13 protein-coding genes are annotated in these 13005 nt (G+C 38.6%); 9 read left to right on the top strand and 4 right to left on the bottom strand.

Annotation, left to right across the window (positions count from 1 at the left end; translation table 11 throughout):
• The first annotated feature begins 8 nt into the window (after positions 1–8).
• From J7E57_RS13225 to J7E57_RS13190, 8 genes are all read left to right on the top strand, one after another.
• Positions 9–368: a hypothetical protein gene (locus J7E57_RS13225; protein WP_215129161.1), complete on the top strand. Its 360-nt coding sequence runs from the start codon at positions 9–11 to the stop codon at positions 366–368.
• 39 nt (positions 369–407) lie between these two features.
• On the top strand, positions 408–731 hold the full coding sequence (locus J7E57_RS13220; protein ID WP_215129159.1) for a hypothetical protein: 324 nt from the start codon (positions 408–410) through the stop codon (positions 729–731).
• Positions 732–913: 182 nt separating this feature from the next.
• Positions 914–1228: a hypothetical protein gene (locus J7E57_RS13215; protein ID WP_215129157.1), complete on the top strand. Its 315-nt coding sequence runs from the start codon at positions 914–916 to the stop codon at positions 1226–1228.
• Between the two features lie 56 nt (positions 1229–1284).
• Positions 1285–2715 (top strand): hypothetical protein, encoded by a 1431-nt coding sequence (locus tag J7E57_RS13210; protein WP_215129155.1) that lies wholly within the window; start codon positions 1285–1287, stop codon positions 2713–2715.
• A 50-nt stretch (positions 2716–2765) separates the two neighbouring features.
• Complete coding sequence (locus J7E57_RS13205; RefSeq protein ID WP_215129153.1) at positions 2766–4163, top strand: alpha-L-fucosidase; 1398 nt, start codon at positions 2766–2768, stop codon at positions 4161–4163.
• Complete coding sequence (locus tag J7E57_RS13200) at positions 4163–5752, top strand: beta-N-acetylhexosaminidase (RefSeq protein ID WP_215129151.1); 1590 nt, start codon at positions 4163–4165, stop codon at positions 5750–5752. The genes J7E57_RS13205 and J7E57_RS13200 overlap by 1 nt, the downstream gene beginning before the upstream one ends.
• 24 nt (positions 5753–5776) lie before the next feature.
• A complete protein-coding gene (locus tag J7E57_RS13195) occupies positions 5777–7279 on the top strand; it encodes an alpha-L-fucosidase (RefSeq protein WP_251029906.1) in 1503 nt (500 codons plus the stop codon).
• A gap of 675 nt (positions 7280–7954) precedes the next feature.
• Positions 7955–8230: a hypothetical protein gene (locus J7E57_RS13190; protein ID WP_215129147.1), complete on the top strand. Its 276-nt coding sequence runs from the start codon at positions 7955–7957 to the stop codon at positions 8228–8230.
• 210 nt (positions 8231–8440) lie between these two features.
• On the opposite strand, the gene J7E57_RS13185 is transcribed toward J7E57_RS13190, so the two are convergent.
• The gene (locus J7E57_RS13185) at positions 8441–9223 is read right to left on the bottom strand and encodes an HAD-IIA family hydrolase (protein ID WP_131529998.1); all 783 of its coding nucleotides are present in this window, start codon (positions 9221–9223) and stop codon (positions 8441–8443) included.
• A 211-nt stretch (positions 9224–9434) separates the two neighbouring features.
• On the opposite strand from J7E57_RS13185, the gene J7E57_RS13180 reads away from it, so the two are divergent.
• Positions 9435–9959, top strand: a complete 525-nt coding sequence (locus J7E57_RS13180; RefSeq protein WP_215129145.1) for a hypothetical protein — start codon at positions 9435–9437, stop codon at positions 9957–9959.
• 21 nt (positions 9960–9980) lie between these two features.
• On the opposite strand, the gene J7E57_RS13175 is transcribed toward J7E57_RS13180, so the two are convergent.
• The 3 genes from J7E57_RS13175 to J7E57_RS13165 all read right to left on the bottom strand — a co-directional run bounded on the left by J7E57_RS13175 (position 9981) and on the right by J7E57_RS13165 (position 12886).
• Positions 9981–10709, bottom strand: coding sequence for an esterase family protein (locus J7E57_RS13175; RefSeq protein WP_251029905.1), 729 nt, complete (start codon positions 10707–10709; stop codon positions 9981–9983).
• Positions 10710–10774: 65 nt separating this feature from the next.
• Positions 10775–11362, bottom strand: coding sequence for a GDSL-type esterase/lipase family protein (locus tag J7E57_RS13170; protein WP_215129143.1), 588 nt, complete (start codon positions 11360–11362; stop codon positions 10775–10777).
• Between the two features lie 438 nt (positions 11363–11800).
• Positions 11801–12886, bottom strand: a complete 1086-nt coding sequence (locus J7E57_RS13165; RefSeq protein ID WP_215129141.1) for a fatty acid desaturase family protein — start codon at positions 12884–12886, stop codon at positions 11801–11803.
• Between the last annotated feature and the right edge of the window lie 119 nt (positions 12887–13005).

The following is a 13005-nucleotide window of genomic DNA, read 5'->3' as shown; positions in this document are numbered from 1 at the left end:
CAAAAACTATGAAAAAAACCTTAATTCTATTCTTAATGATGTTGGCTTTTGCTGTATTTAAACCTATTTCAGCAAAAGCCCAGGTGCCCACTCAAGAGTATTACCATGAAGTAACCAATGAACTGGGAACTTTTAAAATTTGGTTGTACGTAACCGAAAACAATGGCATCGATCATGTTTACATCATGGACCCTGAATTCAATTCCTGGACAGCACATATTACCTGGAAAGTTTATGCAGGTGGGTATGGCGCAACCGTTGCTCACGTAACAGAATTCTCAGCCTATTTCGCAGGGTATCAAATAGATTGGGCAGGTGCATTTGAGCCAGAATATGGTTATCAACCCATCATTACATCCGTTAATTGATCGCATTTTTATTCCAAATCTTAAACCATTGAATGTAATATGAAAAAATCTATTTTAATTTTCGCATTATTTTTAAGTTTCCTGGCAATCCACAGCATGGTAAAAGCGCAATGTGTACAACCACCAGCGCAGATTTTAACCACTGCTTACGATCAGTCACAGTATTATGTAACGGTAACTTTAAACCCGACAACAGGTGCACAATCGGTGCTGATTGAAGATCCAATTAATACGTTCAATAACGCTTATGTAACTATCGATAGCACTTATGGAGGTTGTTCATTGTCTGCCTACGAAGTTTATGGGTCGTTCATCATATTCGATATCCGTCACAAAGTTATAAACGCTACAGTGTTGCCTTAACGGCTCAAACAGGATTTGATGGGACCGATCCTGAGCGAGGAGCTTACACTATAAGCGAATATTTTTAGTTGAGTTAGTCCTGACCGCTTGCCTGCCCGATAAAGGTGGGCAAGATACTGGTCGGGTTATTACGATGCTGTTTACAAGCCTATAAAAAACACGATCATTTTAAATATCTACATATGCCTATCAATCAACGTGAAAGTTCAGTTTCAGCCAAGTCCAAAGCTTCAATTGATATCAGAACACTTGAACCCATTATGTTTTATTCGGGAAAGCAAGATGAACTGCAGATATTTTTAAATGAAACTGAATATGGCGAACTGATTATTAAGTCACTGTCTAACGACCAGATTCAGGTTAAAGCGGTGTTGCTTGATGAAACAGGCGAAAAACTCAACTGGAAACAGGATTACAAAGGGCTTAGGGTATCAGTGCCAAAGACATTGATAACCAGCAAGAAGGCCACGGGGAGGGTGGTAAAGGTCACTTTTTAATAAAATGACAATGATGAATAATAATCAATTAACCATAAACCTTTAACCATTAAACAATGAAAAACAGAAAACAACTTTGCTTTGCACTGCTTTTGATGATTTCAAGCGGTCTTTTAATGACTGCCTGTAAAAAAGCACCTGTTTCAGAACCAGAAACTACAGACGCGAAACCAAACACTTTGGCACTAGGCACCGGAACCACACCGCCTAGTTTTGTAACCAACACCAAAAACCTGAACATCGTAATGTTTGTGCCTACCGATAATTCGGCGCTTGCTGATTACAAAACCCGCTTAACCTCTTTATTGGTTCATTTTCAGGGCTGGTTCCATACCGAAATGTTAAGGTATGGCTATGATAAATACATGGGATTGCCCAAAATCGATTCAACCGGATTGGTGCGTTTTATCGAAATACCAGCTCAGTTTGCACAATCTGCCTATCCTTACGATGCCAGTATTTCTGCAACTAAAATCCTGAACGAAATTGCGGCTTACAAAGCCACACACGCTTCAGAGTTTTCAAATTCAAGTCACACCCTAATTTTATTGCCAAACCGCACCGATGGTGGCGATCAACCTTTTTATGGTTACGGCAAAAACTGCTTCGCGGTAGATAACGCTAATATGGCGGTTGATAAAATTCCCAATGCAACATCAAATTTACTTGGCGGTATGCTGCACGAGCTGGGACATGGCTTAAATTTACCGCACGATCATGCCAAATATGCTTCAGAACAACCAACATTAGGTACTTCTTTAATGGGATCAGGAAATGTAACTTTCAGTAAAGGACAGCCAACATTCTTAACCGAGGTTGATGCCGCCATTTTAAACCGTGACGAAGTGTTCCAGAATCCTTTGCCTACAGAAATACCTTACGAAGCAGCCACCACCACGATTAATGCGCAGTTTGCCTACAATGCAACAACACAGGCTTTCAATGTTACAGGTTCATTTACAAGTAATAAAGAGGTAAATGATATTCTAATTTACATGGACCCAGATTTGGGTAGTAGCGATGCTGATTATAATGCCGTAGCATGGAGGTCGAACCCAGGTACTGGAAATACAATTTCGGCAACTATTCCTTTTAGCGAGCTTTATTATAAAAACAACGAAGCTTATAACATCAGGGTGAAATTGCTATTGAAAAATGGTGGTAATGTGAGCAAAACCTATTCATTTTCATTTTTAAATGGTGTGCCGCAAATCGGTGCGAATGGTTCTGCTAAATTTCATCAGAATGCCAGTTATGGTGGCTATGGTATATCATTACCTGTTGGCCAGTATACCACCGCCGATTTAATAAGCCGCGGTATTAGCAATAACGATGTATCATCCGTTAATTTAGGTCTTGGTGTTAAAGTAATTATGTATGATGGAGATAACTTTACCGGGAGTAGCATAGAACTAACCTCATCAAGCACTTATGTATCTACTTTTAACGATAAGGCATCATCCATAAAAGTAATTGCAGTTAATTAATAATTTTAAAACAGACTGATCTGAAGATGCTCAAACCAAAAATATCAAAAATGAGAAAAACACTTTTTTTAAGTCTGTTATTTGCACTGTTTGCCCAGCTACTGTTTGGGCAAACAGTACAGAAAAATGCATTGGAAGAATTTAAAGCTGATAAATTCGGTTTATTTTTACATTGGGGCTTGTATGCCCAAACTGCTGGCGATTGGAAAGGCCATAAGGTTAAAGGAGGAGAGCATTTTATGCTTTACGAACGTATTCCGGTACAAGAGTACGGAACCATTGCCGATCAATTTAACCCCTTAAAATTCGATGCAGATGCCTGGGTTAAACAAGCCAAAGAAACAGGGATGAAGTATATCGTTTTTACGGCCAAACATCATGACGGATTTGCCATGTACAACTCAGCCAACAGCGATTATAATATCGTAAAAAGAAGCCCCTTTAAGCGCGATCCAATTACAGAGCTGGCAAAAGCTTGCAAAAAATATAAAATCACGCTTTGTCTTTATTATTCCTTAGGGAGAGATTGGCAAGATCCGGATGTGCCAACCAATTGGCCTGTAAAAGCGGGCAGAAGCAACACCTGGGATTATCCGAATGAAGACGCAAAGGTTTTTAACCGCTATTTCGAAAGAAAGGTTAAACCACAGATCACGGAGCTTTTAAGTAACTATGGTCCAATTGGTGCACTTTTGTTCGATACGCCTGAACTTATCAGTAAAACAGAGAGCCAAGAACTTAAAGCGTTAGTTAATAAATTACAGCCAAACTGCTTGGTTAACAATAGAATTGGGAATGGTTATGGCGATTTTTCAATTTCTGAACAGTCTTTGTCACCATCATCAAAAAAAGCATGGGAGTCTTGTTTAACCATTGGCCAAAACTGGGGTTACAACAAACACGATAGTCTTTGGAAATCGCCAGAAATGCTGGTACGGCACTTGGTAGAAGTGGTAGCTAATGGTGGCAACCTGCTGTTAAATGTTGGCCCTAAAGGCGATGGTGCATTTCCGGATTGGACAACTGTCCGATTAAAAGCAATACGTAAATGGATGGATATTAATCATGAGGCCATTTACGCCAGCCAGCCATGGTTAGCTATAAAAGAAAATAGGAGTGAGAAGACCGACAATATTTCCATCGAAGAAAATAAAAATGCCATTAAAGATGCCGTTTTTGATGGTACACCAAAATCTTTAACACCAGATGTTTATTATACCGCAAAAGACAAGGCTGTATATGCTTTTTTAAGAAGCTGGCAAAAGCCAGATGTACTGTTAAAGCAGATAAACAAAAGTGCACTGTCTGTTAAAAATATTGAGCTTTTAGGGAACAACAAGAAAATAAAATGGACAATAAATAATGAGGGACTTAACCTTGATTTACCAGGTGATTATAATAAAGGAAATCAAATTCCTGTTTATGTATTAAAAATAACAACCAACTAATGAGGTTACTACATATACTATCTATATTACTTGTTTATTCAACTGCGTTTGCGCAACAACAGGGAATTATTCCTATGCCAGTGCAATTTGTAAAAGGTAGTGGCTACTTTACCCTTAATAATTACAGTAGTATTGGTTACAATAACGAACAGTTAAAAACAATAGCCTATTATTTTCAGAACGAATTATTAAGCCAAAAAGGAATTACCATTCAACAGAAAGGAAAATCGGCAAATATTATGCTTGTGTTAAAAACAGGAAAGAAACATGCAGATTCATGTGCTTATCAGATCAGTATCAAACCTGGCCAGATTATCGTTTCTGGTACACATCCCAACGGCATTTTTTATGGAGTGGTTTCACTGCTGCAATTGGCGCTAACCAATAAAAACATCCAGCTTCCTGCTGCAGAAATAAGTGATGCGCCGGCTTATGGCTGGCGTGGCTTTATGCTCGACGAATCGCGCCATTTTTTTGGCAAACAAAAAGTGAAATCCATTTTAAACTGGATGGCTTTTTATAAACTAAATACTTTTCATTGGCATTTAACCGATGAACCTGCCTGGCGTCTAGAGATTAAAAAGTATCCAAATTTGGCCCTTATTGGCGGTATTGGTGATTATTTAAACCCCAATTTGCCAGCACAGTTTTATACACAGGCCGATATTAGGGAAATTGTGGCCTACGCTGCCGAACGCTACATTAAAGTTATACCGGAAATTGATATGCCCGGACATGCTACTGCGGCCAATAAAGCCTATCCAGAATACTCAGGAGGCGGTTCAATAGCGCATCCAGAGTTTACCTTTAACCCTGGCCTGGAAAAAACTTATGGTTATTTAACCGATATTCTAAAAGAAACCAATGTGCTTTTCCCTGCCGGATTAATTCATTTAGGGGGAGATGAAGTGAGTTACGGAAATGAAAAATGGAAAAGCAATCCAGATATTTTAAAACTCCGCGAGCGTGAAAAGCTTAAGGATGATGCTGCGGTAGAACACTATTTTATGAAACGTATGGCCGATTCGCTCTACCAATTAAATGCCAGCGCTATTTTTTGGGATGAAATGGCCGAAGCCGACCTACCCAAAGAGAAAACCATTATGTTTTGGTGGCGCCAGGAAAAACCTGCCCAGCTTCGCACTGCTTTAAGTAAAGGTTATCAAACAGTTTTATGCCCACGCTTGCCATTGTATTTCGATTTTGTTCAGGATAGTACCCATCAATATGGTAGAAAATGGAATAAATTATATAGTCCGATTGAGCAGGTATATCAGTTCGATGCACAGTCTTTTGCCGAAAATAAAAAAGAAAAACAACTTATTTTAGGTATTCAGGCGAACCTATGGACAGAAACAGTAGATAATGACAACCGTTTAGATTATTTACTTTTTCCGCGGATTGCTGCTCTGGCAGAAGCTGCATGGACGGCGCAAAATCATAAAGATTTTAAAACCTTCAGTAATAATTTAACCCAGCACCTGGCGCTTTATGGCAAAGCAGGACTTTATTATTATCATCCCTCAAAACCTTTACAAAATCCAGAAATACCGGTTAAGAGAAAGAAGCCATTAAATTATAAAGATTAACACGCACACGAATAAAATTTGAATATGAAGAATATATTAAAGTTTGCCTTGGTTACCCTTGCTGCTATAGTTGTAGAACACCCTGCAGATGCGCAATGGACAGGGCCGAAGAGCAAACCTACAAAAGAAGTTGAAGTTAAATACGGAACCCTAACACTGCCACACCGTGCCGATGCCGATATGGAAGCCTTTCGCAGTTATGGTTTAGGGCAATTTATCCATTGGGGAATTTATTCTATCGCGGGTAACGAATGGAATGGGGTAAGTGCAAGGGGAGGTGCTGCAGCATCAGAATGGATCCGCTCCTGGGGCGGGCCTACAGCACCAAAAGATTGGGCTAAAACTTACGATAACCTGTACAAACAGTTTAACCCGAAAAACTTTGATGCTAAACGCTGGGCTAAACAAGCTAAGGATATGGGCGCGAAGTATGTGATTTTTACCACCAAACATCATGATGGCTTTGCACTTTGGCCAACCAAATATTCTGATTATAATGTTTCTGCATCGCCGTATAAAAAAGATATTGTAAAACAGATTGTAGATGCTTATACCGCCGAAGGTATTGATGTATATCTCTATTTCTCGATTTTAGAATGGAATAACCCAAATTATATGGGGAAAGTTCCAAAAACAGACGAAGAGAAAGAAAAATTCAGTAAATTTTTAGCTTATACCCGAAACCAGCTTTTAGAGCAACTGGATAACTATCCGAAAATTAAAGGTTTCTGGTTTGATGGTACTTGGGATGCCTCGTGGAAAAGTGCCTACGAATTTACCTACAATTTAGAAAAAGAACTCCGAGAAAAACATCCTGGATTAATTATCGGCTCGCGTTTCCGTAACGATGAACATGGCTCAAGACACTTCGATTCGAATGGTAATATTTTAGGCGATTACGAACAAGGCTGGGAGCGTAAGTTACCTGTAGAATTTGAGTGGTTAAACGGTAACGATTGGGATGCGGTAATGACTATCCCGCCAAACGGTTGGGGATATATGAAAGATTGGTCGGGGATTTATACCAAAACTACCCACGATTTATTGGATATGCTGATGCGTTCGGTATCAATGAATGGCAATTTTGTACTAAACTTTGGACCCGATGGCAATGGAAATATGCACCCCGAAGAGGATAAAATTGCAAAGGAAATTGGTGAATGGATAAAAATAAATGCCGAGGCGGTATATGGGGTGCGCCATGCTGCATTAACCCCTTCTAAATTAGGTTACTTTACTCAAAAAGCCGATAATCTTTATTTAACTGTTTTTAACCAACCCGTAAATGGCATTGTGCGTATTGCGGTGCCTAAAAATGCCAAACAAGTTCCCGGTACAGCTGCGCTTTTATTAAACAGCAAGAATTTAACCTTAAAACAAGCAGACCTTGGTTTGGATCTGGATAAGAATACCTATTACGATGTAATACTGCCAAAAGATTTTCAATCCAAAAAAGCATTTGTAATTAAAATGAAACTGGTGGCGCCAAAAGCAAAAGCAGCAAAGTTAATGGATGCTAAAATGTAGTCTGGATGAACGGTTTTTCTTAATTTTTTTGAAGTATGGTTTAAAGAAAACCGTGCGGTTGTATACTATCAAGTAAGGTTTTGCGATAAATGGAAGCAATGGCCGAGAGGGCATAAACCGGGTTTTGAGAGGAAAATTTAAATGTAAACGACAAGGTACTGAATAGGTTGATTAGTGCCCGAATTTTACCTTCTATGCTAAGCGTTCTTTAGACTGGTTATCTGATGTTACGCCTGGTAAATACATTTATTTGGTTAGTTAATGATTGCGTAGCGATGGATGTTTCTACGCAATCTTAATCCTAACCTCGTGGGTATACATCCATATCAGAATTATCAAATCAAGTAATCCTTAAGCCTGATATCTTAATATAAATCACAGGTGCAATAATATAAATCACGGGTACGATAATATAAATCATGGGTGCGGTAATATAAATCGCAAGTGCAATAATATAAATCGCGGGTGCGGTAATATAAAACGTGAGTGCAGTAATATAAATCGTGGGTGCAGTAATATAAACCGCACTATTGGCTTGATACATTTAATATTGTATTAAACCGGTGTCGTAACCTTAACAATTTAATAACGCTAACTAACTATCTTACTAATAACATCGGTTCATCTTTGTTAAAAGACCCTAACTAAATAATAGGATAATTTAAGCACAATGATATGAGACTGATTTCTTGCGTAGCGCTTTTAATGGTTATACCGGCAGTTGGGCTTTTAACCAAAGCGAATAAATTTACTGATGATAAAAGGCCTGAAGCCCCAGTACATGAGCATATTGTAAATGATTCAGCTTCATTAAAATTGTTTAAACCTATTGGTATGGCTGCTAAGCTTGAGGGTGCACCTGTTGTATTTACAACTGATTATCGGTTGAGTTTTTTTAAGCCTATATATCTCAACTCAGCTCCCTTATTTACAATTCATAAAATAAAGTAGCTCTATCAGCTACGAATCTGTCATCAACCTCCGTTGTCTTTGAAAAATTCCAACCTCTACCATTGACAGACTCCAATAGAAAGGTTCGTCATTGCGAGGAGGAACGACGAAGCAATCTTTCATGCCCGTGATTCTGCCATAAAGATTGCTTCGTCGGCTGAAAAAGCCTTCTCGCAATGACGATACGCTGGAGCCTACTTCAAACTCGCACTACTTACCTTCCCACCAGACCAAAGGAAATTTAATCTCATCAACAGAGCTTGCAATCATGTCGGGTTTAAAAGCGTAATGCCCTAAAGTATCCTTGCTTGAGATACCCGAAAGTACCAGAATGGTTTTATAGCCCATTTGTACACCTCCTTGTATATCGGTTTCCATGGTATCGCCAATAACTGTAGTTTCGCTGGTTTCTAATCCTAAAAATTTACGTGCCGAGCGCATCATCACCGGACTTGGTTTGCCGGTAACAAATGCTTTTCTGCCAGTTGCTTCCTCAATCATGGCGGTGGTTGCGGCAATGCCTAAATTATTCCACCCTGGTTTTTTGGGCGATGGATCTCTGTTGGTAGTGATAAATTTAGCTCCAGCAAGAATCATATCAACAGCACGCTGCACCATTTCCAGCGTAAAGTTTCTACCTTCTCCCAGTACAACAAATTCTGGATCGGTGTTTACCAAAGTAATACCATGATCGTGTAAACTGCTTAGTAAACCGCCTTCTCCCAATACATACGCTGTACCATTCGGGCTTTGATCGGAAAGGAATTTACCTGTAGCCATTGCACTGGTGTATACATGGCTTTCTTCCACTTTTATACCCAGTCCTTTAAGTTTGCGTACTACCTCCAAAGCTGTTCTCTGACTATTGTTGGTCATAAATGCAAAAGGAATATCTTCATCAATTAAGTTTTTAATGAATTTATCAGCACCAAATATCAATTCTTCCCCGCTATAAATCACCCCGTCCATATCTATTAATAATCCTTGTTTCATGTTTTGTAGATTTAATCTGTTTATCTGCAAACTTAATATTTTCTTGTTCAACCTATGTTAAAATAAAGTCTTTTGAACAGTCAGTTTTTTGCCCAAATTAATCCCGCTGTGTTTAAATAGTATTTCTTTCTTGTTCATTTATTTAATAAAAAATTAATATTCGAATTGTAGCATATTCGAAATTTCTACCGTATTCATAGAAAATTAAATTATGAGAAACGCTTTTAAAGTAACCGCCGTCTTTTTGATTGTATTAACCACCTTGAGTGCTTGCAAAAAGAAAACGGATAACCCAATGGATTTTACCATTGATGCGCAAAATCTAACTCCTTGTACTGAAGGAAGCTGCTTGTATGAATATACTAATTATTCAGCAATGGCCGATCGGCAGATTGCACTTAGCGCCGGGCAATACCGGATTTTTTTGGCTACGAAGAGTAATAACTTCAGCACCACGCGGATATATATTCAAGCACCAATGAAGGGTGATAAATTTTTAATAACTGATGCTGATATTCTGGCTGGAAAGGTAAAACATCTGTTTTCTTGCGCTTCATGCGATTATTTCGACTTAACTCCGATTGCAGGTACAGTTAAAGGAATTAAAGTGGCTAACGCTAATAATTCAGGAGAAAGATGGTTGCTGGATGCCCATATTGTTGTAGCAGCTGAAAAATCTAAAATACCCTTAGATACCATCAACATTAAACAATATTTTAATTTAGCAGTAAAATGAGATGAGGCGCTTATGTAATAATTAAATGTACATAGGCGCCATTTTTCGCCAATAATGGGGGCGGTGTGCATTGCTCTCCCAGGTATGAAACTGATTGGGTATACCTTTCTCCCATAACAGGCTGCTTAGGTGCTGGTTTCCACTTAGAAATGGATCTGTTTCGCCTACGGCAAGAATAATTTCCATGTTTCTGACTGCTGATAGCAATCGATCATCGTTTAGGTTAGCAATATACTGCGCTGGCATATTAAAATAAACTTTTTCGTCGTGAAACCCATTCAGTAGGTCTCTAAAATCGCCTATGTTGTCTGTAAGGTCATATCTTCCACTTATACCAACGGCTTTTTTAAATAACCAGGGATATTTCATAGCCAGGTTTATAGCATGGTAAGCGCCCATGCTACAGCCTGCAGTTTCTATGTAATCGCCATCATTTTTCCGATAGATAAGCGATAATACTTCTTCGAGGAGATATTTTTCATATTGTAAATGCCGGTCTATGCGTACCGATGGAAACACCTCATCGTTATAAAAGCTTTCCCCATCTATACTGTCCACGCAGAAAATTTGGAGTTCGCCATTTTCAATCTGCGTACTTAATGAAGCTATAATTCCCCAGTTTTCGTAATCGTAAAACCTGGCCATACGGGTGGGGAAAAAGATAACTGCTCTTCCGGCATGACCGAAAACCAATAATTCCATATCCCGTTGAAGATTGTGGCTGAACCATTTATGATATTCTCTGTTCATTGGCTTCAATTCTTTTGCGAAAAATAAGGCATGTATGTTATCGGGATATTAATTAAGCGTAATGATTAACCTAATTTCTCTTTAACAGTTGCTGCCCACAAACGATAGCCTTCTTCGCTCAGATGCAATCCATCGTGATCGTAAAGTGCAGGGTTTGGGTTGCCTTCTTTGTTGAGCATTTTCTTAAATACATCAATAAATTTCCAATTGCTATTGAGTTTAATGATTTCGCTTTCGATAAGGTTATTGGTATATCTAAACTGGTCGGCCATTTGCCAGCGGGTAAGACTGGGTTTTAGCGATATAAAATAACAGGGCAATATGCCAAACCGCTGGTTAACTTTAACCATGAGCTGCAGGAAAAAGATAAATATCTCCTCAGGGTTTCTGCCATCGCCAAGATCGTTATCGCCTGCATATACCACAAGTGCCTTCGGCCTGTAGTCTATCATAATCCGCTCAAAAAACCATACACATGCTGCTAATGTAGAGCCGCCAAAGCCTAAATTGGTTACTTTCATGTAATCAAAATCATCTTCGAGACTATTCCACAACCGGATAGATGAACTGCCATAAAAGATAACACCAGGATGCTCCCGATCTAAGCGATGCGCCCTTTCCAATTGTTTAACTTCTTCTTCGTACCAGTACATATGGTTAAAGATAAAAAGATCTGCCTGTTGAAGGAATGTATTGTATGTTAAGTTTATGTTATTAGGTGTTGGTTTATTGGTTCATTAGTCATTTGTTCATTGGTCATTTGTTCATGCGTATCGCTCAATTTTACAGGCGCTCAAAACTTAATGCCCTAAACTTCTTAATGATGAAATAAATAGGATTTAAGGGTTTTACCATTAAGGCAATAAGAATGTCAAGGTTAAATTTGCATGATCTTAATGCCCTAAACTGCTTAATGATGAAATAAATAGGATTTAAAGACTTTTTCCTTTAAGGGAATAAGAATATTAAGATCAAATTTGCATGATCTTAATGCCCTAAACTGCTTAATGATGGAAAAATAAGATTAAGGATTTTTACCATAAGGGAATAAGAATATTAAGGTTGAATTATCGCCCTTAACTTAATAGCCACTAAATTGTTTCCGGTTGTCCCATTTTTTTTAGGATGCGGTAGTGAGAGCGAAGTGCCGATAAGAAGGTGGTGTTTTCATGGTAAGGCAATCCAAATTCTAACGCAGTTTGTTTTACAATTGTGGAGATCCTTCCATAATGAACATGGCATATTTTAGGGAAAAGGTGGTGTTCTATCTGTCGGTTCAATCCACCAAGAAAAAATGCTGATATAGGAGATTGAGTTGCAAAATTAGCTGTAGTACGCATTTGGTGTTCGGCCCAGGCTTCTTCCATATTGCCTTCTTCATTGGTTATTGGGAAAGTTGTTCCTTCCACTACATGAGCAAGTTGGAAAACGAGTCCCATAGTTAAACCTTGAGCCATATGTAACACTACAAAACCGATTGCAATCTGCCACCAGGCAAGCGGCATAATAAGTATCGGTAAACCAATAAAAATAAAGTAGTACAGAAACTTATAGAAAAAGAGGTTAAAGTATTCAACCTTCGGATGCTTGTTCTGGCAGGCACCCACACTTTTTTGAAAAAACTTTTTATAATCTTTACGAAACACCCAGGAAAGCGAAGCCAGGCTATATAAAGGGAAAGCATACCATTGCTGGAAACGCTGGTGTGGTTTTAATTCATCTTCTGTACAGATGCGTATAAGGCCCGGTGCTACTTCGATATCTTCATCATGGCCAGGTATATTGGTATAGGTATGGTGTACTACGTTGTGGGTAATGTTCCATACATACGGATTGGCTCCAACCATATTAAAAAGAAAACTGAAAAAAGAATTGATGCGTTTAGAACTCGAAAACGAACCGTGAATGGCATCGTGGCAGATATTAAAACCAATAAATGCACAAGTTGCACCAAGTAAAATGGTAAGTCCCAAAAGTATAGTGCTATGCACGTTTAAAAGGAGTATGGAAAAGTAAAGTGCCAGAAATATAGTAAGGAAAAGAAAGGCTTTAAACCACATCAGCACATTAGCATTGATACTTCTATTGTTTTCTTTAAAGTCGTTGTTTACTCTGCGACGAACTTCCGAGTAAAATGTATTCCCTGCTAAACATGGGAATTTTGCTTTTGATTTCATGATCCTGTGCGCTAATCTACCCCATGTACGAGGTCGATAACTCCAAGTTCATTAAGCTTTATGTATAACCTGGCTAATTGGCCAAGCTTAGTTATAAACGTAAACTACTGTGTTTTAGT

The organism is Pedobacter sp. ISL-64 (assembly GCF_018613605.1).
Classification (GTDB): Bacteria; Bacteroidota; Bacteroidia; order Sphingobacteriales; family Sphingobacteriaceae; genus Pedobacter.
Note: the sequence above shows the minus strand (reverse complement) of the source record. Positions and strands in the feature narration are given on the sequence as shown.

What these genes read in the sequence shown, in the direction of transcription:
- J7E57_RS13180 (WP_215129145.1), top strand. Translation starts at nt 9,435, where the DNA reads ATGAGAAACGCTTTTAAAGTAACCGCCGTCTTTTTGATTGTATTAACC.
- J7E57_RS13185 (WP_131529998.1), bottom strand. Translation starts at nt 9,223, where the DNA reads ATGAAACAAGGATTATTAATAGATATGGACGGGGTGATTTATAGCGGG.
- J7E57_RS13175 (WP_251029905.1), bottom strand. Translation starts at nt 10,709, where the DNA reads ATGAACAGAGAATATCATAAATGGTTCAGCCACAATCTTCAACGGGAT.
- J7E57_RS13170 (WP_215129143.1), bottom strand. Translation starts at nt 11,362, where the DNA reads ATGTACTGGTACGAAGAAGAAGTTAAACAATTGGAAAGGGCGCATCGC.
- J7E57_RS13165 (WP_215129141.1), bottom strand. Translation starts at nt 12,886, where the DNA reads ATGAAATCAAAAGCAAAATTCCCATGTTTAGCAGGGAATACATTTTAC.
- J7E57_RS13205 (WP_215129153.1), top strand. Translation starts at nt 2,766, where the DNA reads ATGAGAAAAACACTTTTTTTAAGTCTGTTATTTGCACTGTTTGCCCAG.
- J7E57_RS13195 (WP_251029906.1), top strand. Translation starts at nt 5,777, where the DNA reads ATGAAGAATATATTAAAGTTTGCCTTGGTTACCCTTGCTGCTATAGTT.
- J7E57_RS13220 (WP_215129159.1), top strand. Translation starts at nt 408, where the DNA reads ATGAAAAAATCTATTTTAATTTTCGCATTATTTTTAAGTTTCCTGGCA.
- J7E57_RS13200 (WP_215129151.1), top strand. Translation starts at nt 4,163, where the DNA reads ATGAGGTTACTACATATACTATCTATATTACTTGTTTATTCAACTGCG.
- J7E57_RS13215 (WP_215129157.1), top strand. Translation starts at nt 914, where the DNA reads ATGCCTATCAATCAACGTGAAAGTTCAGTTTCAGCCAAGTCCAAAGCT.
- J7E57_RS13190 (WP_215129147.1), top strand. Translation starts at nt 7,955, where the DNA reads ATGAGACTGATTTCTTGCGTAGCGCTTTTAATGGTTATACCGGCAGTT.
- J7E57_RS13210 (WP_215129155.1), top strand. Translation starts at nt 1,285, where the DNA reads ATGAAAAACAGAAAACAACTTTGCTTTGCACTGCTTTTGATGATTTCA.
- J7E57_RS13225 (WP_215129161.1), top strand. Translation starts at nt 9, where the DNA reads ATGAAAAAAACCTTAATTCTATTCTTAATGATGTTGGCTTTTGCTGTA.